This window comes from Halopseudomonas salina (genome assembly GCF_014637955.1).
In the GTDB taxonomy this organism is placed as follows: Bacteria; Pseudomonadota; Gammaproteobacteria; order Pseudomonadales; family Pseudomonadaceae; genus Halopseudomonas; species Halopseudomonas salina.
Map to the genome: position 1 here is coordinate 377,839 of NZ_BMFF01000001.1, position 22,277 is coordinate 400,115.

General features: G+C 60.1%; 28 protein-coding genes. 24 read left to right on the plus strand and 4 right to left on the minus strand.

The window, feature by feature from the left end; genetic code table 11:
* Positions 1 to 55: 55 nt before the first annotated feature.
* From IEV54_RS01865 to IEV54_RS01880, 4 genes are all read right to left on the minus strand, one after another.
* Positions 56 to 505 carry a hypothetical protein gene (locus IEV54_RS01865; RefSeq protein WP_150277537.1) on the minus strand — a complete coding sequence of 150 codons (450 nt, stop codon included), beginning with the start codon at positions 503 to 505 and terminating at the stop codon, positions 56 to 58.
* Positions 502 to 972, minus strand: coding sequence for a type II toxin-antitoxin system HicB family antitoxin (locus IEV54_RS01870; protein WP_150277536.1), 471 nt, complete (start codon positions 970 to 972; stop codon positions 502 to 504). Before IEV54_RS01870 ends, IEV54_RS01865 begins: the two co-directional genes overlap by 4 nt.
* Positions 969 to 1,226 carry a type II toxin-antitoxin system HicA family toxin gene (locus tag IEV54_RS17490; RefSeq protein WP_150277535.1) on the minus strand — a complete coding sequence of 86 codons (258 nt, stop codon included), beginning with the start codon at positions 1,224 to 1,226 and terminating at the stop codon, positions 969 to 971. Before IEV54_RS17490 ends, IEV54_RS01870 begins: the two co-directional genes overlap by 4 nt.
* 236 nt (positions 1,227 to 1,462) lie before the next feature.
* Entirely contained in the window at positions 1,463 to 2,182 is a 720-nt protein-coding gene (locus IEV54_RS01880) for an XRE family transcriptional regulator (RefSeq protein ID WP_150277534.1), read from the minus strand.
* Positions 2,183 to 2,272: 90 nt separating this feature from the next.
* Between IEV54_RS01880 and IEV54_RS01885 the strand changes: the two genes are divergently transcribed.
* From IEV54_RS01885 to IEV54_RS01995, 24 genes are all read left to right on the plus strand, one after another.
* Positions 2,273 to 2,485 (plus strand): Cro/CI family transcriptional regulator, encoded by a 213-nt coding sequence (locus tag IEV54_RS01885; RefSeq protein WP_150277533.1) that lies wholly within the window; start codon positions 2,273 to 2,275, stop codon positions 2,483 to 2,485.
* 384 nt (positions 2,486 to 2,869) lie between these two features.
* On the plus strand, positions 2,870 to 3,397 hold the full coding sequence (locus IEV54_RS01890; RefSeq protein WP_150277532.1) for a phage regulatory CII family protein: 528 nt from the start codon (positions 2,870 to 2,872) through the stop codon (positions 3,395 to 3,397).
* Positions 3,390 to 3,608: a TraR/DksA family transcriptional regulator gene (locus IEV54_RS01895; RefSeq protein WP_150277531.1), complete on the plus strand. Its 219-nt coding sequence runs from the start codon at positions 3,390 to 3,392 to the stop codon at positions 3,606 to 3,608. The genes IEV54_RS01890 and IEV54_RS01895 overlap by 8 nt, the downstream gene beginning before the upstream one ends.
* Before the next feature lies 1 nt (position 3,609).
* Positions 3,610 to 5,835, plus strand: coding sequence for a VapE domain-containing protein (locus tag IEV54_RS01900; RefSeq protein ID WP_150277874.1), 2,226 nt, complete (start codon positions 3,610 to 3,612; stop codon positions 5,833 to 5,835).
* Positions 5,832 to 6,206: a hypothetical protein gene (locus tag IEV54_RS01905; protein ID WP_150277530.1), complete on the plus strand. Its 375-nt coding sequence runs from the start codon at positions 5,832 to 5,834 to the stop codon at positions 6,204 to 6,206. The genes IEV54_RS01900 and IEV54_RS01905 overlap by 4 nt, the downstream gene beginning before the upstream one ends.
* A 611-nt stretch (positions 6,207 to 6,817) precedes the next feature.
* Positions 6,818 to 7,204, plus strand: coding sequence for a DUF1275 family protein (locus IEV54_RS01910; protein WP_188434287.1), 387 nt, complete (start codon positions 6,818 to 6,820; stop codon positions 7,202 to 7,204).
* Positions 7,204 to 7,650 carry an HNH endonuclease signature motif containing protein gene (locus IEV54_RS17495; RefSeq protein WP_150277529.1) on the plus strand — a complete coding sequence of 149 codons (447 nt, stop codon included), beginning with the start codon at positions 7,204 to 7,206 and terminating at the stop codon, positions 7,648 to 7,650. Before IEV54_RS01910 ends, IEV54_RS17495 begins: the two co-directional genes overlap by 1 nt.
* A gap of 106 nt (positions 7,651 to 7,756) precedes the next feature.
* Positions 7,757 to 8,233: a P27 family phage terminase small subunit gene (locus IEV54_RS01920; protein ID WP_150277528.1), complete on the plus strand. Its 477-nt coding sequence runs from the start codon at positions 7,757 to 7,759 to the stop codon at positions 8,231 to 8,233.
* Positions 8,234 to 8,460: 227 nt separating this feature from the next.
* Entirely contained in the window at positions 8,461 to 9,921 is a 1,461-nt protein-coding gene (locus IEV54_RS17295) for a terminase large subunit (RefSeq protein WP_268235126.1), read from the plus strand.
* Positions 9,922 to 9,968: 47 nt separating this feature from the next.
* On the plus strand, positions 9,969 to 11,141 hold the full coding sequence (locus IEV54_RS01925) for a phage portal protein (protein WP_188434289.1): 1,173 nt from the start codon (positions 9,969 to 9,971) through the stop codon (positions 11,139 to 11,141).
* Complete coding sequence (locus IEV54_RS01930) at positions 11,116 to 11,781, plus strand: HK97 family phage prohead protease (protein ID WP_150277525.1); 666 nt, start codon at positions 11,116 to 11,118, stop codon at positions 11,779 to 11,781. Before IEV54_RS01925 ends, IEV54_RS01930 begins: the two co-directional genes overlap by 26 nt.
* A gap of 5 nt (positions 11,782 to 11,786) precedes the next feature.
* Complete coding sequence (locus tag IEV54_RS01935) at positions 11,787 to 13,079, plus strand: phage major capsid protein (RefSeq protein WP_223825437.1); 1,293 nt, start codon at positions 11,787 to 11,789, stop codon at positions 13,077 to 13,079.
* 60 nt (positions 13,080 to 13,139) lie between these two features.
* Positions 13,140 to 13,475, plus strand: coding sequence for a hypothetical protein (locus tag IEV54_RS01940; RefSeq protein WP_150277524.1), 336 nt, complete (start codon positions 13,140 to 13,142; stop codon positions 13,473 to 13,475).
* Entirely contained in the window at positions 13,475 to 13,795 is a 321-nt protein-coding gene (locus IEV54_RS01945; RefSeq protein ID WP_150277523.1) for a head-tail connector protein, read from the plus strand. Before IEV54_RS01940 ends, IEV54_RS01945 begins: the two co-directional genes overlap by 1 nt.
* Positions 13,792 to 14,340, plus strand: coding sequence for a hypothetical protein (locus IEV54_RS01950; protein ID WP_150277522.1), 549 nt, complete (start codon positions 13,792 to 13,794; stop codon positions 14,338 to 14,340). The genes IEV54_RS01945 and IEV54_RS01950 overlap by 4 nt, the downstream gene beginning before the upstream one ends.
* Entirely contained in the window at positions 14,337 to 14,960 is a 624-nt protein-coding gene (locus IEV54_RS01955) for a hypothetical protein (protein ID WP_150277521.1), read from the plus strand. Before IEV54_RS01950 ends, IEV54_RS01955 begins: the two co-directional genes overlap by 4 nt.
* A gap of 54 nt (positions 14,961 to 15,014) precedes the next feature.
* Positions 15,015 to 15,731: a hypothetical protein gene (locus tag IEV54_RS01960; protein WP_150277520.1), complete on the plus strand. Its 717-nt coding sequence runs from the start codon at positions 15,015 to 15,017 to the stop codon at positions 15,729 to 15,731.
* A 63-nt stretch (positions 15,732 to 15,794) separates the two neighbouring features.
* The gene (locus tag IEV54_RS01965; protein ID WP_150277519.1) at positions 15,795 to 16,229 is read left to right on the plus strand and encodes a hypothetical protein; all 435 of its coding nucleotides are present in this window, start codon (positions 15,795 to 15,797) and stop codon (positions 16,227 to 16,229) included.
* Positions 16,230 to 16,250: 21 nt separating this feature from the next.
* The gene (locus tag IEV54_RS01970) at positions 16,251 to 17,036 is read left to right on the plus strand and encodes a hypothetical protein (RefSeq protein WP_150277518.1); all 786 of its coding nucleotides are present in this window, start codon (positions 16,251 to 16,253) and stop codon (positions 17,034 to 17,036) included.
* Positions 17,033 to 17,395, plus strand: a complete 363-nt coding sequence (locus IEV54_RS01975) for a hypothetical protein (protein ID WP_150277517.1) — start codon at positions 17,033 to 17,035, stop codon at positions 17,393 to 17,395. Before IEV54_RS01970 ends, IEV54_RS01975 begins: the two co-directional genes overlap by 4 nt.
* Positions 17,396 to 17,570: 175 nt before the next feature.
* Entirely contained in the window at positions 17,571 to 19,601 is a 2,031-nt protein-coding gene (locus IEV54_RS01980) for a BAR domain-containing protein (protein ID WP_150277516.1), read from the plus strand.
* 2 nt (positions 19,602 to 19,603) lie between these two features.
* Complete coding sequence (locus tag IEV54_RS01985) at positions 19,604 to 20,104, plus strand: hypothetical protein (protein ID WP_150277515.1); 501 nt, start codon at positions 19,604 to 19,606, stop codon at positions 20,102 to 20,104.
* A gap of 3 nt (positions 20,105 to 20,107) precedes the next feature.
* On the plus strand, positions 20,108 to 21,817 hold the full coding sequence (locus IEV54_RS01990) for a hypothetical protein (protein ID WP_150277514.1): 1,710 nt from the start codon (positions 20,108 to 20,110) through the stop codon (positions 21,815 to 21,817).
* Positions 21,818 to 22,276 (plus strand): hypothetical protein, encoded by a 459-nt coding sequence (locus IEV54_RS01995; protein WP_150277513.1) that lies wholly within the window; start codon positions 21,818 to 21,820, stop codon positions 22,274 to 22,276. It abuts the gene before it with no gap.
* Position 22,277 lies beyond the last annotated feature (1 nt).

Here is a 22,277-nt window from a genome sequence, read left to right on the forward strand (position 1 = left end):
GAGAGGGTATGAAAAAGCCCGCACGCGGCGGGCTGGTTAGTGCCTCAAAGGCAGTTCAAGCAGATTTGTCCGCCCTTGCTTTTGAGGAGCCTTTTTTCCTAGTGGGTGGGGGCAAGGCAATGTAAAAAGGGAAATCTATGTTACCCGTTCCAAGGCTCTCTAGAATCGGCTTGGAGAACTGCCTGAGGTAGGGGAATAGCAGCGAGGCCGTTTCGTAAACCCCTGCTTCAGTCTTGATTTCTTTGACGATATGCTCATCCTCGATGATGAAATCACCAGCGACCTCGATTTCATACGAAGGCGTTTCTTCATCACCTATGATTGCCGCGAACCTGAGCCTTAGCTCAAACAGGTCTCCCTTGCTCAGACCTTCCAGATCAGACACGATTCTGGCGTTAAAAATCGCTTTAAGCTTTGCGGTTTCTGCTTCGTCGCTCTGCCCAAATGCAGTGCCAGTGATGTTTTCGATTCTTACCAGATCAAGCCTGACGTCGGAAGCTTTCATTCAAAAGCCCCTTGAATTTGGAGATCGAGATCAAATGGCCGGCGCTTGCGTGAGGACGCATCATGAAAAAGATATTCGGCTGTATAGTCAGCGGGGGGTTGGTAATGGTGGTGGATCTCTTGATGCCTGCCGTTAACATGGCAGTCCAGAGCTTCACGGACGAACTCATTGACCGACTTGTCTTCTCTAGCCGCGGTTTTAGCTACGGCCATGTGCAGAGGCGCGCCGATTCGGACGTTGAACGTGCCTGAAAAAGGCTTGTCGGGTTTCTTTCCTATCGCCTCACAGGTTTCAAGATAATCATCGACAGCTTCCTCGAAAGCCTTCACAAGCTCCGGAACGCTATCGGCGTCGTAAGTAATCATGTCTGCTATGTGCAGAATCTTTCCGTGGACGATGCCATCTTCTATTGAGAAGTCGACAGACCCTTGAAATCCCTTGTGTTCAAGAACCTTTTTAGTGCTCATTTTACCTGTCCTTCATCTCTGAGTTTGGCTAGCACACACTCAATCTGATATTCCAGGAGCGTGCTGTCTGGATGCCGTTTGTGAAGAGATATGACTTGCTTTGTATTCTGGTGAACAAATTTGACTCTAGACCCCGCACCCTGCAGAGGGTGGTAGCCAAAATGTTCTAGTACCCGAGTGATCTCCTTCCATGTGAAGTCCTTAGGTGATGGCTTACGCTGCAGCTTTTCCAAGAGCTTGGCTATTCTGCTCATTGGACAGCGCCTTCTGCAGCAGGGTTGCAACTATATGTTAGTTGCATGCATATATGCAATGTAGCCCATTCGCTGAATACGTCCATTCGTCCAGTTTTTCGACTCATCCGTGTCACATGGAGTTCCTTATCTGTTTCTATTTGATTCGCAGGCGTTACCAATTCATAGAGGCTTAAGGTTGGTTGTGTTTCCGCCGTGAACCTTGTTTCAGAGGCCTGTCTGTCAGCGATTAGCTCTTAAAGCCTCTTTGCATTCCATGCGAGCAGCACGCGCCCCAGGACCTGGAATTGCTCCAGTTCACCGTTGCGGATCTCGTAGGGTTTATACTTCTCGTTATCCGAGAGCATCAGCAACACGCCGTCTGGCCGTCGTTGCAGGCGCTTGATGTACAGCTCCCCTTTCAGGGATAGCACGTAAACCGCATCGATCTTGATCTCTGTGATCCCTCGGTCGACCAACAACAGATCGCCATCGTTAAATGTACCGGCCATGGAATCACCATAGCCAGTGATGACGGCTAGGTTTGCAGGGCTGCTTGCGTTGACGTTTCGGCGAAGCCAGCCTGAACTGACCCGCATCCGCTCGATCACATCTACATAATCTTCTGGCTGGACGAGACCCGGGCCCATGGACCCGGCTAGGCTCAAGCGTGGAATATCAACCATGTCTTGCCCACGGCCTGAAAAGTCGGCAGAAATCACATTGCTCTCCTTTGCTGTACTTCCTTGATCTCTTGTCATCTCACCTTTCCCGGTGAGCAGCCAATCGACAGTGCTCCCGTATGTTTCTGCTATCGCGGCTAGGTTCTCGTTTTTGATGTTACCTGTTTCGCCGCTGAACCACTGGCTCACCGCCTGATAGCTTATGCCGCAAGTTTTTGCTAAAGACCTGCGCATGCTCCGGGGCTTCACGTTCCGGTGGAGTAGGAGCTTTTCGATTCGTTCGACGATATTCATGTGAAAAACATACAAGCAATCTTGACAAGCATGCTTGCTTTATTAAGTTCAAGCATGCTTGAATATCGGCAACTGAGTGGAGGTACTCTCATGAAGCGCTCCGAAGCAATTACATATTTCAAAGGTATCCCGGCTCTGGCGAAGGCGTTAGGCATTAGCTACGAGGCGGTAAGGCAGTGGCCCGAAGAAGGGATCCCGCTGTTGCGGCAGTACCAGTTGAACCAGCTATCTGGGGGTGCGCTGCTTGTCGATGAAGTCTCTGCGACGGGCACCTCGGATTACTCCTCATCGAAAGCCGCTTAGGCGAAGTAACCGCCGGGCTATGCCCGGCTATCACTCGCCCTGACGTAAGTCAGGACTTGCCGGCTTCTCCACCACAGAGCGCCGGCCGTTGATGCAGCGAGGTGTGACCACCAAAGTCTGGCCTCGCTGCTAGCGCAACAGGCGGCACCACAAGGTACTACCGCCCGTTGCACGTTCGTCCCGGCACGGATGCCGGGGCTTGCCAGCCTCTCCACCACAGAGCAACTGGCCATTTTGGGGGCAGGGCGCATGCAAGCGCTCTGCTCCCGGTGCAGGGCCTTTCCGCTAAGAGCGGCCCTACTTGTGACCACCACGTGTGCTCACGGAACTGACTGTAGCAAAACAGTCCGCCCGTGGCACTGGCATAGTTTTGGAGTTACTGCCATGAGCCGAGAAGCAAAGAGTTGTCTGGAGCGGGCCAAGCGGGAGATTCTGCCGCTGGGTTTAGCGCTCTACCACGCCTGCCGGGACTTTCGCCCTGGTGGTGCTGCCGGGATCGCGGCGCTGTATGGCCGCAGTGCATCCACCCTGCAGCATAAAGTCAGCCCCACCCAGCACAGCCATACCGCAAACCCTGAAGACATTGAAGAGATCATCACTGCCACCCGAGACCCGCGCATTCTGGATTCCATCATCGAGTCATTCGGCGATGCGGCGTGGGTGGATCTGCGCGGGGTGCTGCCTGCTGTTGATACGGCGGCAGCGATGACCTCTGTGATTCAGGCAGTGGGTGACGTGCTCAAGAAGAAGTCTGCGCTGATGCAGGGTGTGGCGGAGGGTCTGGCCGATGATTCTCACATAGACCGGGAGGAGCTGGCGGCGTGCCGAAAGCTGATCCGCCAGGCGCAGGGCGCACTCATCGCGCTTGATCGTGTGCTCGAGCATGACGCGGAGGGCTCCGGACATGACTGACACTATCGATCGCGCCGGCGATTACGTGGATGAGTGGAATGAGGCCATGATCAACGCAGCCCGTACCGCTGCACCGGCCGGCCCTTCACTGACCATCTGCATTGACTGCGACGAAGAGATACCCGAGGCGCGGCGCGCAGCTGCTCCGGGGTGCAAGCGCTGTATGCCATGCGAATCTGATCACCAGCAGAGGACGCGGCAGCATGGATAGGGTGTTTGACGATGTGCTGGCCCAGTTCACGGACTACGGCCTGCAGGTGGATCTGCCTCTGACCTTCGGCAAGATAGTCAGGGTGAAAGCGGAAGGCGACAAGGGTCGGGAAAAGACCGGCTGGTACGCGGCGTATGACCACCGTACTGAGAAGGGCGACACGCTGATCTTCGGTTCATTCGGTAACTGGCGGATGGGCGAGAAGCAGAACATCAAGATGAAGGGCGTGAAGCTGAGCGATGAGGATCGCGAGCTGATGCGCGCCCGGCAGGATGAGGCGAAGCGCAAACAGCAGGAGAAGCAGGAGAGAGCGGCCGCCCGGGCCGCAAAGCGTGCTGCGGGGGTGTGGGCCCAGCTGCCGACCAAGGGCAGCAGTGATTACCTGGCCCGCAAGCAGATTGTAGGCTTTGGGGTGCGTTATGCACCTCGGTCGGGTGCCTTCCTGGTGCCAATGAAGAACGCTCGCAGCAAGATCGTCGGCCTCCAGGCGATCTACCCCGCGGTGCAGGAATCGATGGGTCGGGACAAGACCTATTGGCCCTATGGGGTGGCGAAGGAAGGGGCGTATCACTTGATTGGCCCGCACCCTGAGCCGGGTGAACCGATCCTGATTGCCGAGGGCTATGCCACTGGTGCCAGCTTGCACATGGCTACCGGGCTGGCCGTGGCTATGGCGTTTGATGCGGGCAACCTTCTGCCGGTCGGTAAGGTGCTGCGAGAGATCTTCCCGGCACGGCCGTTGATCTTCTGTTGTGATGATGACTGGAAAACCACTGACGCCAAGGGCGATCCATATAACCCTGGGTTCGAGAAGGCGAAGAGCGCCGCGGGAATCCTCGGGGGCGAGGTGGTAACGCCCGTATGGATAGGCGAGCGGGGCGAAAAAGAGACCGACTTTAACGATCTGCACGTGTCGGCCGGGCTTGAGGAAGTGCGCCGGCAGGTGATGCAGGTGGTGAAGCCCCCTGCTGCCGGCGGCTGGCTGGATAAGCTGCAGCGATCGGACAGCGGGGCATTGCACCCGCATATGCATAACATCAGTTTGATCCTGGGCAATGATAAGCGTTGGAAAGAGGTTATCGCCTTCAACGAATTCAGCAGCAAGATCCTCAAGCGGCGCACGCCTCCCTATGGCGGACAGGCCGGGGAGTGGTCCGATCTGGACGATGTGCGTGTCACCAGCTGGCTCGCCGAGCAGTACAACCTGCGGGTGAAGTCCAGCTCAGTAGTTGAGGCAGTGCTGCTGGTGGCTGCGAACAATGCCTGGCACCCGGTACGCGAATACCTGACGGACCTGGAATGGGACGGCAAAACCCGGCTCGATTTCTGGCTGCATGCTGCGATGGGGGTTGAGAACAGCGTCTACTCGATGAAGGTGGCGGCGCGCTGGATGATCAGTGCCGTGGCTCGGGTGATGAATCCCGGCTGTAAGGCCGACAGCGTTTTGATTCTCGAAGGCGGGCAGGGCAAGGGTAAGTCAACGGCGCTGTCTGTGCTGGGCGGGCCGTGGTTCATGGATTCGCCTATCAACCTCGGCGACAAGGATGCATTTCAAGCGATCCGGGGTAAGTGGATCGTGGAGCTGGGCGAGCTGGATAGCTTCAACAAATCCGAGTCCACCCGGGCCAAGCAGTTCTTCTCCGCATACATCGATACATACCGTGAGAGCTACGGCCGCAGAACAGTGGACGTGCCACGGCAGTGTGTTTTCGCGGGTACCACCAACCAGGAGGAGTACCTGAAGGATACAACGGGCAACCGCCGCTATTGGCCGGTGCTGTGCCACGACATTGACCTGGCGCTGCTGCGAGAGACGCGGGACCAGCTATGGGCTGAGGCCGTGGCGCGATATGAGGCGGGTGAGCGCTGGTGGGTCGAGAGCCATGAGGCCGGCGACTTTGCCGAGCAGCAGGACGCGAGGTACATGGTCGACGCCTGGGAGCACCCGATCCGTGAGTGGCTGGAGCAGCCAGACCGCCTTGAGGTGATCACGGGTGACCAGATCTTCGCCAGTGCCTTGAAGCTGGATCTGGGGCATTGGGGCAAGCCTGAGCAGATGCGAGTTGGCCACATCATGCACCGGCTGGGCTGGACACGTAAGCGTCTGTCCGCTGCCGGTCGTAGCGGGATCCGGCCTTGGGGTTACGAGAAGCCGGCCAGCTGGAAAGCCGCCGGCGCTGCGGCCGATGCCGAAGAAGCTGAAAAAAAGAAGGAGGAGCCGTTTTGATCAAGCCAATCGATGATCTGCTGGTGGCCTGGGCTGAGGTTCACCGGATGCTGATGAGGGGCGAGCCTGTGGGGCCGCTGGGAGTGAAGTGCAGCCTGGCGGCAGCGATTGATTCTAAGGGCGTTGTGATACCGGCGACCACGCGGGGAGGTTACCAGGGGGATCCTCACTTCCCGATCACTGAACTGGCTGTGACCCAGTTGCGCTATGACCTGCAGCGCGTCGTGTATGAGCACTACCTACTGCACCCTGGTGAGTACGCAAGCAACGCTAGATCGCTGGGCTATGGCTGCACCCGGTCGTATTACAACGCACTGGACACAGCTCATCAGCATATCCGTCACGCGCTTAGTGAGCGCCTAGCAGCATGACTCTGTCTCGCCTGGCTTACCGTCCCGCTTCTGTCCAGCTTGGGTTTTGCCCTGCTGGACAGCGGAGCGGCATAGCCTGCGCGGGTTTGTCCTGCCGTCCCACCTTAAAGCGAGTTTGCTCACACACATACACATGCGCCCATATAGGCGCCCACGCGCCCGCGAGCCCCTCCGCGCACAATATATCTATATTAGTGAGACAGTCAGACAATTATATAAATATCAGTAAGTTACCGAGACTCTCAGCGTTTTCTGCTAGAGGGACAGTAGGACAGCCGTTAAGAGCGGGCGAGGTGATTCAGACTTATTTACCGACATTCTCAGGATGTTTGCAGGTTATTGACCGGACATTAGCCGATGGCATTAAATCCCACTTGCTGCCACTGCAATGGAAGGGTACAAAGTAAGCACGCTGTATAGGTGCGTCCGAATAGACCACCAACTGATCAACCTGAAACCCGGCCCTCGCGCCGGGTTTTCTGTTTCTGGCGTCCGGCTTGTCACAAGGCCACGGAACGACGCCACCTTCCATCGGAGCACTGCTCCTTTCCCTGCCCTGGTGGTGGGGTTTTTTATTGCTAACCGACAACAGGCGCTTGCCGGGGATGACTATGAGGATCAGAGATATGAGTGAGCCGGTATCCAGCGGGCTGGCAGGTGTTGGCCTGGTCAAGATCGCCGGCTTTCTGTTCGGTGCCACGTTCGCCTCTATCGTGGTGATGGCGATGACTCAGCCCAAGTCAACGCGGGAATGGGTGGTCGCGCTGATCTGTACCGTGATCGCTTCCATCTGTGGCGGGGCGTTCGTCGTCCAGTGGTTCGAGCTGCACCGCTGGGCTGAGGTGTGGGAAGGATCGGTAGCGCTGGCCGGGCTGCACTTCGTATGCGGTCTGCCTGCCTGGGTGTTCGTGCGGGCTTGGTTCGTGTACGCAGAGAAGCGGCAGACGATGAGCCTCACCGACATGATCCGTGAGTTGCGAGAGGCATTGCGCGGCTGATGCCCTCCGCATCCAAGTCAGTGTGCACCCAGCCTAGCTGCACCCGTGTTGCCCCCTTGGGTCAAACTCGTTGCACGCAACATCAAGAGGAGTGGGCCGCTCGCCGTCAGGTTCAGGTAGCCAAGGCGCACAAGCAGTACAACGAGCGCCGGCCGGAATCTGACAGCTTCTACCGCACCGAAAGGTGGAAGAAGAGGAGCCAGCAGTTCAGGAGGCTTCACCCGCTATGCGCTGAGTGTGAGCTGATCGGGCTGGTTGTTCCCTCGAAAATGGTCGACCACATCAAGCCATATCGCGAAAGACCGGACTTAGCCCTCGATGATGATAACCTTCGGGCGCTTTGCTGGCCGTGTCACAACCGCGTAGGCGCGAAGGTACGCGAACCCGGTACCTCACCCCGAGTCGAGCCGCGCGTCACCACGGCGACGAGCAGAGGCAGGGGGTAGGGGGTGCAAATCCTTTAGACCGAAATGCTCCCGAACGACGGGGGGATCCATGTTTCGCCGCACGGCGGAAATTCAAACAGGGGGGGGGTTAACCAGACCCCGGACTATGAGCGACTTACCTATTGAAGTCCAGGCGGCGGGCAGTGAGCACGCGGTCGCGGCGACCTCAAACGAGGTTCAGTCGCCGGATTGCCCGATTGATTTCTCGCCCGATGAACTGAGGGTCTGGGATTACATCTGTGACCAGCTGCGCAAGGCTGGGCTGTTGCACATGACCGCCGGACTGGCGATCTCTGTGATTGTGAAAAAGTACCGGCGCTGGCTGACGGCGATCGAGCTGCTGGACAAGTACCTGGAGGAGAACGACGGAAACTTTCAGGTGAAAACACCGAACGGCTATGAGCAACCACACCAGCTGGTGCACTACGTCGATAGACAGGAAAGGGAGCTGCTGCGATGGCTACCGTCTTGTTGCCTGACGATACCGACCTTCGCGAAGGTCAAGGCGCTGGAAAAAGGCGCAGAGCAAGGCGACCTGTTCTTAGACGAGATCCGAAGCTTTATGCAGGGGCGACCAAGCTAATCCCCAAAGAGCTGCACCCCTGGGATGAGTACGGGGTCGCGGTTCTGCGGGGCAAGATACTGGTTGGCCGGCTGACGTTCCTGTCGGTCAAGCGCCACTACCAGGACCTGAAGAAGGGCGCCAAGCGGGGCCTGTGGTTCGACCCGTCCCGTGCCGAGTACATCATTGAGTTCTTCCCGAAGTTCCTGCGGCATATCCGCGGCGAACACACGGGCAAGCCGATTGATTTGGAATGCTGGCAGCAGTTCTGGCTGGCTGTGCAGTTCGGCTGGCGGCGGACCGATGGTACCCGCCGCTTCCGCCAGTGGTATGAAGAGGTTGCCCGCAAGAACGGCAAAAGCACCAAGCTGTCTGGCATCGGCCTGCACCTCTCGGCGTTCGATGGCGAGCCAGGTGCGAAGGTGTATACCGCCGCGACCAAGCTGGAGCAGGCGAAGATCACCCACGGCGACGCAGAGCTGATGGTGCAGTTTGCGCCTGGCTTGAAGCGCCTGTTCCGTAGCTATCGCAATCGGCTGTTTGTACCCGGTACCGCCAATGAGTTTGTGCCGCTGGGTGCCGACGCCAAGACACTAGACGGCCTGGATCCGCACGGCGCGCTGTTGGACGAGCTGCACGCGCACCGCACCCGCGAGATGTGGGACGTGATCATCTCGGCGATGGGTGCTCGGCGAGAGCCGATGCTGACTGCGATCACCACCGCTGGTTTTAACCAGAACGGGATCTGCTATGAGCAGCACCAGCTGCTGATCGACATCCTGGAAGGCCGGATCGTCAACGACAGCGTTGGCGGCGTGATCTACACCCTGGACGAGGGCGACGACTGGACCGACGAGCGGCTGTGGTGCAAGGCCAATCCGAACCTGGGCGTATCGATCCGGCTGAGCTACTTGCGGGAGCAGGTGACTCTGGCCCAGCAGATCATCGGCCAGCAGGTCAACGTACTAACCAAGAACCTGAACATCTGGTGCCAGCAGGATGATCGCTGGCTGGATGTGAAGGGCGTGTGGGATCCCTGCGGTGAAGCATTCGATATCGAGATGCTCACTGGCCGCAAGTGCTACGGCGGGCTGGACCTCTCGACCGAGACTGACCTTACCGCGTACGTGCTGGTGTTTGAGCCGATCCCTGAGGATCCGCTGATCTACGTGCTGACCTGGTTCTTTGTGCCCGAAGCCAACATGGATCGGCGTGCGAAGGCTGACCGCGTGGCCTACCCGCTATGGGCAGCCAGCGGGGCGCTGGAGGCCACCCCCGGAAACGTGGTGGATTACGAGCGCGTGCGCCACGTGATCAACGAAAGTGCCGAGCGCTTCGATGTGCAGGAGATCGGCTATGACCCATGGAACGCCACGCACCTGGTATCGCAGCTGATCAACGACGGCCGCGAGATGGTCAAGCTTGCTCAGAACTTCGGCAACCTCAGCGCGCCCACCAAGCGTCTTGAGGGCCTGCTGCTGGGCAAGACACTACGCCATGGCGGCCATCCGGTGCTGCGCTGGAACGCTGAGAACGTGGCCTTGCTGCGTGACAGCAACGGCAACTACCGCCCACACAAAGGCAAGAGCACGGAGCGAATCGATGGGATAGCAGCACTGCTCAACGCATTGAACAGGTTGATGGCTGCGATCGAAGAGCTTGACGACGTGAACTCCGCTTACGAATCCAGAGGCATCAGAACAACGTGAGCATGCTCAAACGACTTAACCCGTTCCGGCGTAAAAGCACGGACACGATGACCTCCCGCGATCTGCTGGACATGATCGCCGCCGGCAGCATGGCTTTATCTGGCGTGCATGTGAATGCTGAAACAGCCTTGCGGTATGCGGTGTTCTTCGCCTGCATCAAGGTGCTGTCCGAGGATGTTGGCAAGCTGCCGTGCAAGCTGCACAAGCAGCGCCCTGGACGCGGCTCTGACGTGGCCAGCGGGCACAAGGTGCACCGACTGATCAGCCGGCGCCCCAACGACTACATGACCGCCCAGGAGTTCTGGGAGATGTGCACCGCGCACCAGGTGATGCGCGGCAATTTCTACGCCTGGAAGAACATGGTGGGTGGCGAGGTGGTTGAGCTGCTACCGCTCAACCCTGGCTCGGTAGTGCCGAAGCTGCGCGAGGATTGGTCGCTGGTGTATCAGGTGACCTTCGCCAACGGCAAGACGGACGTGTTCACCCAGGACGAGATATTCCACGTTCGTGCCTTGACGCTGGATGGCTACAAGGGCGTGGGCGCTCTGGAGTACGCCAGGGAGACGATAGGACTCGGCGTGGCAGCGGAGCGCCACGGGGCCAAGCTGTTCGTCAATGGTGCTAAGCCAGGCGGCGTGCTTGAGACCGAGCAGGTGCTGAAGGATGACACCTTCAAGCGCATCAAGGACAGCTGGAACGAGATGCACCAGGGCACAGATAACGCCCACAAGGTGGCGATCCTGGAGGGTGGCATCAAGTGGGCCTCCATCACCATGAACAACTCCGACGCCCAATGGTTAGAGGGGCGCAAGTACACCGACACTCAGCTCTGCGGGCTGATGCGGGTACCGCCGCACAAGATCGCCAACCTGGAGCGCTCGACCAATAACAACATCGAGCACCAGGCGTTGGAGTACGTGACCGATGCGCTAATGCCGATCGTGACGCGCATCGAGCACAAGATCCGCGTGAGCCTGCTCAACGAGCAGGACGAGGAAGACCATTTCGCCAAGTTCAACATGAACGCTCTGGTGCGTGGCGACATGAAAGCGCGTGCGCAGTTCTACAAGGACATGGTCTACATCGGCGCATTCAGCCCCAACGACGTACTGGAGCTGGAGGACCGCAACCCGCGGGAGGGTGGGGATATCTACCTCACACCCACCAACATGAACATCAATGGAAGCACCGCCAATGAATCGCAAAACAGCGACCGCTAGCAAGCACCTGGCCACGCCATTCAAGCTCAAGAGCATCAACGATGACGGCACCTTTGCCGGCTACGGCTCTGTGTTTGACGTGGTCGACAGCTACTCAGACGTGGTGCACAAGGGCGCTTTTCAGGGCTCGCTTGATGCCTGGAAGGAGCGCGGTGGCCAGCCGGCCATGCTATGGCAGCACAAGTTCGATGAGCCCATTGGTATCTACACCAAAATGGAAGAGGACGATGTGGGCCTCTACGTAGAAGGCCGGCTGCTGATTGATGACGACCCGCTGGCCAAACGCGCCTATGCGCACCTGAAGGCGCGCAGTATCACTGGCCTGTCGATCGGCTACGACATTCCCCCCGGCGGTGCCGAGTGGGATAACAAGGCCGGCGTGTTCCGGCTCAAGAATATCAACTTGTGGGAAGTGTCACTGGTGACATTCCCCGCCAACGACGCAGCCCGAGTAGAGACGGTGAAGCACGCTCTGCAAGGGCCACGTCAATTCGAGAAGTTCCTGCGTGACGCCGGACTTTCCCGAACCGAAGCCAAGGCCCTCATGGCTGACGGCTACAAGGCGCTCAATCTGCGTGATGCAGGCGGTGATGACCTACTCAGCGATATTCAGAAACTTACATCACAGTTAAGAGGTTGAACCCTATGCAAACCCCAAACCCCTTGGCCCGCTCCGTTGGCGTGGCCCACCTCGGTGGCATGCGCCGCCGTGAAGCCGGTGGCGATAGCCATGGCGAACTGCGTACCGCGCTGACTGAACTGGGCGCCGCCTTCCAGGAATTCAAGAAGTCGAACGACGAACGGCTGGAGAAGCTCTCGAAGGGCGCGCCGGACCCCCTGATGGAAGGCAAGGTGGATGCGCTGAACGCCAAGCTCACCGAGCTGGAAGCGTTCAAGAAAGCCACCGAAGACAACCTGAAGAAAAAGAACCGCCCCGGTACCTCGGGTGCGGATACCGAGACGACTGCTGAACATCGCAAGGCGTTCGAGGGCTACGTGCGCAAGGGCCGCGACGACGGCTTGCGCGAGCTCGAGCAGAAAGCCATCAATCTCGGCACCAACGAGGACGGCGGCTTCGCAGTACCCGAAGAGCTGGATCGCAACATCACACAGCTTGAGCGCGATGCCAGCACCATGCGCATGCTGGCCAACGTCATCACCGTGGGTACTGAAGAGTACAAGAAGCTGGTGAACATCGGTGGCGCTGGCTCCGGCTGGGTCGGCGAGACAGATGCGCGCCCTGAGACCACCTCACCGAAGCTCGCACAGATCGCCCCGTTCTTTGGTGAGATTTATGCCAACCCGGCGGTCACCCAGAAGTCGCTGGATGACATTTTCTTCAACGTCGAAGGATGGCTCTCTGAGGAGCTTTCGATCGAGTTCGCTGAGCAGGAAGGCGAGGCATACGTGACCGGTGACGGCGTGAAGAAGCCCAAGGGCATTCTGGCTTACCCCAGCGCGGCGACTACCGACAAAGCGGGTACTCGCCCGTTCGGCACCATCCAGTTCGTCACCTCCGGTGCAGCTGCTGCGCTGAGCGATCCGGATCGCCTGATTGACCTGGTGCACAGCCTCAAGCGCGGCTACCGTCGCAACGCGGTATGGCTGGGCAACGGCCTGACGCTGGCTGCGCTGCGCAAGCTGAAGGACACCGAAGGCAACTACCTGTGGCGCCCCGGCCTGGAAGCAGGAGAGCCGGGCATCCTGCTGGGCTATCGCTACGAGGAAGACGAGAACATGCCCGATGTTGCGGCTGACTCGCTGCCTCTGGCCTTCGGCGACATCCGCCGGGCGTACACCATCGCGGACGTGCAAGGCACCCGCGTGTTGCGCGACCCCTTCACCAACAAGCCTTACGTGCACTTCTACACCACCAAGCGTGTGGGTGGCGGCCTGATGGACAGCACTGCCATCAAGCTGATGAAGGTCGCGATCTAAGGTCCAGCAACCGTAAGCAGAAAGGCCCTAATCGGGGCCTTTCTCATTTGAGGTCCGATCATGAAAAAGACACTCGTAGTGCTGCTGGCCGCGTTCAAGTATTCCCCCGATGGAATGAAGGTGATCGAGCTTGAGCCGGGCGAGCATGAACTGCCTGAACGGGCAGCGCAGGTTGCCCGGGAGATGGGGATTGTTGATGACTCTGAGGCGAAGCGCCAAGCCGAGGAGGAAGCAGCCACCGCCAAGGCGGCGGCCGAAGCCGAGCAGAAGCGTCAGGCCGAGGAGGAAGCAGCCAATGCAAACGCCCCAAGCAAAGCCACTGAGCCCCCCATTCAACCAAGCAAAGCGCCCGCCAAAAACAAAGCGCCCGCCAAGGCTGATGCCGGAGCCAAGTGATGCTGAACATCAACGCGGTGAAGGCGCACCTGCGGGTAAGGCATGACCAGGAAGACGAATACATCGCGGCCCTGGTTGAGGCCGCTGTGCAGGCGTTTGACGATCAGACCAACCGCAAGTTGGTTGCCACGGCAGAGGAGCTGCCCGACCCCGTGACGAATGAGGTCGTGCTTAACAAGGCGATCGAGCAGGGTGCGCTGCTGCTGATTGGGCAGTGGTACAGCAACCGCGAGGCTGTGGTGCTTGGCACGATTGTGGCTGTGATGCCGCAGGCAACCAACGCCCTTTGGGGCCCTTACCGCTGGGTGAATATTGGATGAGAGCCGGAAACCTCAACACCCCCGCCAACCTCCTCGAGCTGAACCCCGACCTGCAGCCCGTTACCATTGACTGGCTGTGGGTGGGGATACGGGCGAAGGAGGGTGCTACCCCGGCGCCGGTGGGTTTGCGCAGTAGTGCGCAGGTGACCGTGCGGGCGTGGTGGGATGAGCGGTTGCTGCAGGGGCGGTACCTGGAGGCGGGTGGGCGTTTGCTGCACATCGATAACGTGCGCGATGTGATGGGCGATGGGGTGGAGGTGCAGATCGCTGCCACCGAGCTGATTGGCGAGCCCGCGCAGCTGATGTCGGACAGCAGCGGGATCCGCTGTTGCCGGGTTTTCCTGCAGCATGAGGCCCCGGTACTGGACACCATGCAGCAGGTAGTGGGCTACAAGACACGCGCCGAGCTGGCCCTGATCGAGACGGGCCGCGCTGAGCCGGGTGACGGATTGGAGGTGGGCTCGGTGAGTTATCGGGTGGTTGACTACGACGACCGCAGCGATGACGGCGTGGTGCGCGGGGTGTGGCTGGAGCGTGTGACGTGAAGGTGACCCTCACCACTCGGAATGTGCAGCAGGCGCGGGAGGATCTGGGCAAGCTGAACCGCCGCATTGATCCAGTGGTGCGCGGCACCTGCAACACTACTGTGACGACGGTGCGTAAGACCGAACTGCTGCCTGACCTGTCTCGCATTATTGGTGGCGGCCGTCGCAACATTAACCGCAGGCTGATCATTAAGCGGGCCGGTAGCAAGCGTACCAACGCCCGCATTATTCCATCCTCCTCTGGCGTGCTGGTGGAGCAGTACAAGAAGTGGGGCTTCAACGCGGTGGACCCTACGCGGGCCATTGTGTGGGTGCAGGGCATTACCGGCCGCAAGATCGCGGCGGGCTTTGTTAACCCCAAGGGCAGCAAGCGTAAGCCGCTGCGTACCGAGAGCCGCCGCACGGCCAGTGTAGGTAAGCTGGGCGGTGCGCAGCGCACATATCGGTATGGCACCGCCAAGCCGGAGCCGGCGCTGGGGCCATCGGTGGCGTACTGGTTTCATCTGATGATGACCGGGGCGCGGCTGAGTAAGATCCAGACGATCCTGGTAAACGAGTTTGACCGGCGGCTGCAGGCTGAGATAGCCAAGGGGATCCGCACTCCGACCAGACGGAAGTGACTGGGTTCTTCGTGCGGGCTATAGTCTTCCTCAGTTGACTAGGGAGAAATGACTATGGAATGTCCGAAGTGCCGTTATGAACCCACTATGGCCGAGCAGGCCGAAAGCCCAGGCATCTGCCCTAAATGCGGTGTGGTATATGCCAAAGTTCAGGCGCAGAGAAACGGTAAAGGAGGAGTCACGCAAGGCCCTTCAATCGCTTCGCAAATGGCGGCGACTGCAAGGCCTTCGCCCCCGCGTGCTGTAAGCAACGACAATGAGCTTGTTGCGATCGACGGGGAAGTTGTTGTGACGGGTGTGCAAATACCGTTCTTTAGCTTGATATGGCTGATGACCAAGATCATCTTGGCAGCTCTACCAGCGATGATGCTTGCGGCATTCATCGTCTTCCTGCTCGTTACGTTTTTTGGAAGCGCTATCTCCAGCTTCAACCAGTACTCCGGCGCAAGCGCAACGCCGCCTTCCGCCATCTCTGCTGAGGCATTGCGATCCCGTGCCGCTGCGACTGCCCGGTCTGGTGGTGCTGAATCCTGCGAGATCATGCAGGAGCTGGGCGGGGCCATCATGACTGGCCACCAGGGTGGAATGCCGATGGCTAATGCTATTTCCGCCGTGAAAGGGAATGGTGAGCACAGCGATGAGATATTGAGCACGCTTGTCACCTCGGCTTACAAACGCCCTAGGCACCCCACGTCTCTTGAGCGACAAGAGCAGATCGATACGTTCAAGCGAGAGACTTATGACTGGTGCGTTGAGAACAGCTTTTACTAGCCCGAGCGCAGCACGATAAACCCCAAACCCGCCCCGGCGGGTTTTTTATTGCCTGGAGTTCCCATGACCAAAGCCACGGAGCTGGACAACGCTCTGAGCGATCGGCTGGCCGGCATCTCGCAGGCGGCTGGTTACTTCACTGACATCCGCCAGATATATGGCCCGCTGGACCGCCCCAGTGATCGTGCTGAAACGCCGTACATCCAGTACCGCATGCTGCGCGACACCCGCGAAGACACTGCAGGCCGGCAGGCATTGCGCCGCCGGGCCTATGCGATCGAGGTCACGTTTTCAAAAGCTGCACCCACCTCTGACATGGACCGCGTACACCTGGATGTGATGCGCGCCATGGGCTTTAACGAGGTGGATGTAGACAAGCGCTTCCCTGGCCTGGACGACGGTGAGGATGAAGCAGAACCGCAGTACCCCGTTGATGGCGTGACGACGATGCGCCTGATCATCACCCTCGCTGTGCTGTACAGCGAAACCTACCGATAGGCCGCAGGCCAGGAGAAACACATGGACCAACTCTACACACAGCTTTTCCGCGGCCATACCAGTGTGGCGCCGTACCCCAGCTGGGGGCTTGAGGAGATATTCAAGCTGCAGAACGTGAGCGCCGAGGGTGAGACCACGGAGATCAACGTACCCAACCCGACCCGCATCGGCCTGCCGGAGCTTGACGGGGTGACCTCTACCTCTGCCATCAACATCACTGGCGAGGCGGTTGACTTCAGCCCGCGCGCGGCTGCCATTGCACTGTACGGCTCGGTTGAGCGGGTGCCCAGCGGCAACGTGGTAGACGAAGAGCAGGACGCCTACGTGGGCGGCGATATTGTACTGGATCACATTCCGCTGGCGGTTACCGACGTGACCAGCGCAGATGGTATTACAGAGTACACCCGCGGGGTGGATTACTCCGTGATGCCGGGCGGCTTGCGCATTCTGGCTGGCGGGACGCTGGCCACGGCGATTGCTGCCGAGGTGGCTGGCACCGATGGCCGCAAGAAGCTGCCGATTCTGGTTACCTACAGCTACCCCACTGTGGATCTGATCAAGCCATTCACCCAGGGCCGCAAGTTCTACCGGGTGATGTTCGGCCAGGTGAACGAGGGCGGTGCGAACGAGAAGCGCCGCATCAAGTGCTTCTATGCGCGCATCAACCTGAACGGCGGTATGCCCATCACCCAGGGCGCGGAGTTTGGTGTGATCCCGGTGAGCATCCGCTTGCTGCCTGACCCGAACATTTTTGAAGCAGGCGATGCAGCGTTCTACACCATCGAGCATGAGGTGGTTGAGGCATGAGCGAGTTGAGTGTGTTGTTCCCCAAACCTGTGACGGTGCCCATGGGCGCCACGCAGGTGACGGTGAGGCCGGTAACGCTCGAGCACTTTGAGGCGTTCGGCAAGGCAGCCGGGGAGCTGCTGAGCATGCTGCAGAACGCGACCCCGGCGCAGATCTACGCCTACGCCCGGCAGTCCGGCGCGCTGGATGTTGTGCTGGGCAGCTGCACAAGCCTGGGCCGCTGGCGGCGCAGGCGCTTGCCTGCCGCTGCAGCCGTGAGCCTGATGTTTGCGGTGATACAGGTGAACTCCTCTTTTTTCGACCAAGCCCTGGTTCAGGCGGCAAGCCAGTTGGCTGGCTCTACGTTGTCCAGCAGCTGATCGAGCGTGGCCACCCACTCGCGGAAGTGAAGGGGTACACGCTAGACCAGCTTGAAGGATTCCAGAAAGCCATCGCCAGCCACGACCGCCACCGCCGGCATGACGCCATCCTGGTGGCCGCGTCGGCCAGGGCCAAACCAAGCCGCCTCAAGAACACACTGCAGGAACTCCTCAAATGAGCAAAAAGGCCCGCGTGCAGCTGGTGGTGGACGGTAAGAACACCGCCGGCCCCGCGTTCAAACAGGCAGACAGCCAGCTGGACCGGTTCAGTTCCAAGGCCAAGAAAGCAGGCCTTTCGCTGCTGGCTGCATTCTCGGTGGGCGCTGTGTCTTTATTCGTCAAGCAGAACGCTCTGGCGACCGGCCAGATGGTGCGACTGGCGGAGCTGTCGGGCACTACTGCGGAGAAGTTTCAGGGCTGGGCGTTTGCTTCTAAAGGTCTGCGCATCGAGGCGGACAAGCTGGGCGACATCTTCAAGGATGTGCGCGACAAGGTAGGCGACTTTCTGCAGACCGGTGGCGGGCCGCTGGCTGACTTCTTCGAGAGCATCGCGCCGCAGGTGGGTGTGACGGCTGACCAGTTCCGCGATCTGAGCGGCCCGGATGCGCTGCAGCTGTATGTATCCAGCCTGGAGAAGGCCAACGTCTCGCAGAACGAGATGACGTTCTACATGGAGGCGATCGCCAGTGATGCGGCGTTGCTGCTGCCCCTGCTGCGCGACAACGGCAAAGAGTATGAGCGCCTGGCACAGCAGGCCAGAGAGCTTGGCCTGGTGATGAGTGAGGACGTGGTGCAGGGCGCCAAGGCGTTCGAGCGTTCCGCTAATACGGCGAGCGCTGTGTCTGAAGGCTTGGGGCAGCAACTGACCGCAGAGCTGGGCCCTGCGATGAACATGTTTACCGGGGTTTTGGTTGACACATCGCGCGAGGGAAAGATCGCCACCCGGGTTGCCGCGCTGCTTGGCGCGGTAATCAAGGTTTTGGGTACCGCTGTACTCATCGCTGGTGATGGCTTCGGCGCCCTGGGGCGATTCATTGGTGGTACGGCAGCAGCCGCGGTATCCGCAGCAAAAGGGGACTTTACCGAAGCTGCGGACATCATGCGGCAGATCGGGGAAGACAACGCCCAGGCCACTGGCGAGATGATGGGCAAGATTGCCAAGCTGTGGGACGGCACCTATGAACAGGTTGGCGAGACGGCGTCCAGCGTAGCCGACCAGCTCGAGCAGAGCGAGAGGCGCTCCACGGCTGCGGTGGTTGGTGGCACCGAGGCAAAGAAGAAAGCCTATACCGACATGGTCGAGCTGGCCAAGGGCAAGATCAAAGAGCTGACCGATGCTGAGCGCGATGCCAACAAGGACGTGGAGAAGTACCGCGACGAGCGCCTGGATATTGAGAAGCGCTATGCCGAGGCGCTGAACCAGCTCGCCGGTGGCGGGGCGGGTGAGGCCAGCTATGGCAATGCCCAGAAGCTGAAGGTGAACGCCCGCAACGCCCTGCAGGCCGGGGACTATGAGGACGCCCAACGGCAAGCGCAGGCCGCACTCAAGATGCTGTTGGAGCTGCAGCAGGCCGGGGAGAACACTTACGGCTTTGCCGGGTTTGCGAAGGAGCTGCAGGACATTGAGCTGAGCGCAAACAAGTTTCAGCAGACCGATGCTGACGAGAAGCTGAAGGCGATCAAGGCCGAGCTGCAAGAGTTGAAGGATCTGACCGATCTGGAGATCAAGCCGTATATGTCTCCGGAGGCGATCAAGACCCTGGAAGACCAACTGAGCAAGCTGGGCAAGCTGCTGGGTGATGCATTCGTTATTACCCCCACGCTGGCGGTGCCTGAGTCTTCTACGTGGAATCTCACGCCTGATCGCACCACCAACCCCAAGGGCTATGCCACTGGCACCCCCAGCGCTCCGCCCGGTCTTGCCTGGGTGGGTGAGCGCGGGCCGGAGCTGGTGGCCTTTGGCGGTGGCGAGCGGGTGTTCACGGCTGATGCCAGCCAGCGCTTGGCCAGCGTGCTGAAAGGGCTGCGTGCCACGCAGGATGACATGGGCCTGACCTCCGCCGCGATGGATGCCGCCGAGAACGACTTCTCCGCCGGCGCGGCTATATACCTGCCGGACGGTCGGCAGGTGAATGCGCGGTTTCAGCAGGGCGGCCTGGACGAACTGGCCACCTATGTGCGGCTCGCGAAACTGAGAAAGGGGTGAGCATGTACCACTTGATGCTGGGCGGTGTGCGAATAGCTCACCAGAGCGGCTGGCCAAACGTGACCTATGAGCCAGAGGGCGGTACCTCCAGCGTGCGCCTGAGCGAGGGCAAGCTGGTGGAGATGTCGCACTGGGAAAAGATGCGCATCTCGATCAGTGGTAGCGGGCTGATGGGTGCGGGGCTTGAGGGTGTGGACTTCCGCTCTGACCTGGACCTGTGGAGCATCAAGGCCATGCGCCTGAACACGGCCAGCCTGACAGCTACGCTGACCACCGAGGTGAGGCCCGATGCGCCGGTGTGGTGCGATGCCCTGCTGGAGGATGGCCGCGAGCAGCGCACGCCGGTCACCATGGATGGTCGCGTGGCAACCATCACGCCTGTGGCGGATGCCGTGCAGTACAGCATTGGCTGGCTGCCTCGCTTTACCGTGCGCTGCCGCCGCCCGACTGAAAGCAGTGAAACCCGAACCAATGACTGGCAACTGATCTGCCTTGAGGTGTAACGCATGCTGAACAGCCTCCCGCTCAACAGCGCGCCGCTCAATTCTGTTGCCGTAAGCGATAGCCAAACCATAACCATCCAACCAGGTGGCAGCTTTACCTGGCGCTGGGCCGCCACGCTGGCGGGCGTTGATGTATCGGCCACCCTGGCCGGGCCAATGCGGATCGAGGCCGTAGAGGATGGCGACCGGGTAGCCACGTTTGATCTGTGGCTTGGCCCGGACCCTGTGACTATTGCGGATTACGCCGGCATGGCCGTGACGCTGGACTTTGTGGTGATGGGCGATCCGGTGTTGGCTGTGCGGCTTTTCACTGGCTCACTGGTGCAGCCCGAGTTCGATGTGCTCACCCGCGTGCTCAGCTGCACGGCCACCACGCGCCTGGCTGACACCATCGAGGCCATGCCGATTGAGCTGATCGACGCGCTGGTAGCGGGCCAATGGTCCGTGGATGTATTTGAAGAAACCGCCGGACGTTCGCGCTGGGAGTACGCGCAGGAGCGACTGAGCACCCGCACCGCCAGCCTGTGCGCTGGGCGGGACGGGCAGCCGCGCATTGTGGAGTGGTACCCGGCGGGCACTGCCTATGAGTTCGCCCCCGGCAGCACGGCATACCAGAGCCTGGATATATCGCTGGCCAGCCTGAGCGACACCACCAACGTGGTCGAGCTGGAGATGGACTACCGGTATTCCCGGTACCGAGAGCGCGGGCAGAGCTATAGCTGGCTGAACCCCGCGACGGGCGGCAATACCAGCATCACCGGCTTTAACGCATGGCGTGCCGACAGTACAGAGCTGCCTGACATTCAAATGGTGACGGACGCGGTCGAGAGCGCAGGGTGGTTTATTACCGCGTCAGATTGGTACCGCTTGCCCGGTGACCTGCCAGAGCTGCCGCAGCCCTGGTACAACAAAAATATTGATCTGCTGTTGGGGGCTGACTTCACCACGGCGTTCCGCTGGAGCCAGCGCGCCGTCGAGGCTTACCGGTTCCGGTTGGAGGTTGCGGCCGCCGTGGCGGCGGTGGGAGAGGTCATCACCCGTGACCGCGTGGTGCTGGATACCGACACGGATGCGGACGCGCTGTGGGAGTCCAGCCGCACTAATCCTGCCGCGGTAACAGGCGACGAGCCTATCGATCAGCTGCCGCGCCGCGATCAGCCCCGGCTTGATGTGGCAATCAACACCGCGCTGGCTCGCGCCAGGTCGCAGCTGCTGCAGGCTCAACGGGGTAACCGCGTGAGCTGGCAAGTGCCACTAGGCCATGCGCTGGACGTGGATATCGGCCAAGGCATCAGGTTGGCTGACCGCGCCACTGCGACGGGCGTTGTGGTGGGGCTAACCGCTGAAGGCGACCAGGAGACCGGCTCAGCCATGCTGACCATCACCCTGGCTGTGAGCCGCGGTGAGGCGGAAGCGGTGGCTGATGTGCTGGCCCCGCCAGATCCTCCGGAGTTTGTGGACGTGGTAGCGCCTATCATCAACCCGGTGCTGCCCACGCAACTGATCAAGGATTCGTCCAGCCCGCCCTATAACGAGGAGATGCCCGGGTTTGCCGGCAGCTACTCGATTGGCACCTGGCCTCCGGAGAATCGCTACCCCCGCCGCTTTGCGATTGACGCACCGGAAATACCTGAGCAATGGCGGGACGAAATCACCGCGGAGCGCGCCGTAGTTATCCGCGTTGCGCCCCCTGTTGATGTGCTGGAGATATAAATGGCTACCCCTACTGAACGATCCACGGGCATTCGTGAGCGCCTCAGCGCGCGTTCCAACGGCCTGAGCAGTCGCACCAATGCGCGGGCGGACGGCATACAGGAACGACTTGATGCTCGCCATCAGCGCAAGGCGGGCGAGCTGGTACAGAACCTGCTCGACATGGCCAACCCTGGCAAGCCGCTCCCCACACTCAAGCGCGAAGAGCCCCGCGGCGGCATCCCCCAGCGTCGCGGTTACAGCGAGGTGAACCAACAGCCCGGCACAGGCGGGCAGGGAGGCATTGCCGGCCCCCTGCAGGAACTGGACATCGACCAGCGCGAATACTACGCCCCGCTACTGAGCAGTGACGGCCTGTTTGCGCTGCCGCAGATCAAAATGCTGCAGATGACAGACGGCGGCGGCAATCCGTTCCAGGTGCAGCTGGCTGATCCGCACCCGCCAGAGCCTACGCCATGAG

Excerpts from the sequence above, each read along its gene's own strand:
- IEV54_RS01865 (WP_150277537.1), bottom strand. The coding sequence starts at position 505 with ATGAAAGCTTCCGACGTCAGGCTTGATCTGGTAAGAATCGAAAACATC.
- IEV54_RS01870 (WP_150277536.1), bottom strand. The coding sequence starts at position 972 with ATGAGCACTAAAAAGGTTCTTGAACACAAGGGATTTCAAGGGTCTGTC.
- IEV54_RS17490 (WP_150277535.1), bottom strand. The coding sequence starts at position 1,226 with ATGAGCAGAATAGCCAAGCTCTTGGAAAAGCTGCAGCGTAAGCCATCA.
- IEV54_RS01880 (WP_150277534.1), bottom strand. The coding sequence starts at position 2,182 with ATGAATATCGTCGAACGAATCGAAAAGCTCCTACTCCACCGGAACGTG.
- IEV54_RS01885 (WP_150277533.1), top strand. The coding sequence starts at position 2,273 with ATGAAGCGCTCCGAAGCAATTACATATTTCAAAGGTATCCCGGCTCTG.
- IEV54_RS01890 (WP_150277532.1), top strand. The coding sequence starts at position 2,870 with ATGAGCCGAGAAGCAAAGAGTTGTCTGGAGCGGGCCAAGCGGGAGATT.
- IEV54_RS01895 (WP_150277531.1), top strand. The coding sequence starts at position 3,390 with ATGACTGACACTATCGATCGCGCCGGCGATTACGTGGATGAGTGGAAT.
- IEV54_RS01910 (WP_188434287.1), top strand. The coding sequence starts at position 6,818 with ATGAGGATCAGAGATATGAGTGAGCCGGTATCCAGCGGGCTGGCAGGT.
- IEV54_RS17495 (WP_150277529.1), top strand. The coding sequence starts at position 7,204 with ATGCCCTCCGCATCCAAGTCAGTGTGCACCCAGCCTAGCTGCACCCGT.
- IEV54_RS01920 (WP_150277528.1), top strand. The coding sequence starts at position 7,757 with ATGAGCGACTTACCTATTGAAGTCCAGGCGGCGGGCAGTGAGCACGCG.
- IEV54_RS01925 (WP_188434289.1), top strand. The coding sequence starts at position 9,969 with ATGACCTCCCGCGATCTGCTGGACATGATCGCCGCCGGCAGCATGGCT.
- IEV54_RS01930 (WP_150277525.1), top strand. The coding sequence starts at position 11,116 with ATGAATCGCAAAACAGCGACCGCTAGCAAGCACCTGGCCACGCCATTC.
- IEV54_RS01935 (WP_223825437.1), top strand. The coding sequence starts at position 11,787 with ATGCAAACCCCAAACCCCTTGGCCCGCTCCGTTGGCGTGGCCCACCTC.
- IEV54_RS01940 (WP_150277524.1), top strand. The coding sequence starts at position 13,140 with ATGAAAAAGACACTCGTAGTGCTGCTGGCCGCGTTCAAGTATTCCCCC.
- IEV54_RS01945 (WP_150277523.1), top strand. The coding sequence starts at position 13,475 with ATGCTGAACATCAACGCGGTGAAGGCGCACCTGCGGGTAAGGCATGAC.
- IEV54_RS01950 (WP_150277522.1), top strand. The coding sequence starts at position 13,792 with ATGAGAGCCGGAAACCTCAACACCCCCGCCAACCTCCTCGAGCTGAAC.
- IEV54_RS01960 (WP_150277520.1), top strand. The coding sequence starts at position 15,015 with ATGGAATGTCCGAAGTGCCGTTATGAACCCACTATGGCCGAGCAGGCC.
- IEV54_RS01965 (WP_150277519.1), top strand. The coding sequence starts at position 15,795 with ATGACCAAAGCCACGGAGCTGGACAACGCTCTGAGCGATCGGCTGGCC.
- IEV54_RS01970 (WP_150277518.1), top strand. The coding sequence starts at position 16,251 with ATGGACCAACTCTACACACAGCTTTTCCGCGGCCATACCAGTGTGGCG.
- IEV54_RS01975 (WP_150277517.1), top strand. The coding sequence starts at position 17,033 with ATGAGCGAGTTGAGTGTGTTGTTCCCCAAACCTGTGACGGTGCCCATG.
- IEV54_RS01980 (WP_150277516.1), top strand. The coding sequence starts at position 17,571 with ATGAGCAAAAAGGCCCGCGTGCAGCTGGTGGTGGACGGTAAGAACACC.
- IEV54_RS01985 (WP_150277515.1), top strand. The coding sequence starts at position 19,604 with ATGTACCACTTGATGCTGGGCGGTGTGCGAATAGCTCACCAGAGCGGC.
- IEV54_RS01990 (WP_150277514.1), top strand. The coding sequence starts at position 20,108 with ATGCTGAACAGCCTCCCGCTCAACAGCGCGCCGCTCAATTCTGTTGCC.
- IEV54_RS01995 (WP_150277513.1), top strand. The coding sequence starts at position 21,818 with ATGGCTACCCCTACTGAACGATCCACGGGCATTCGTGAGCGCCTCAGC.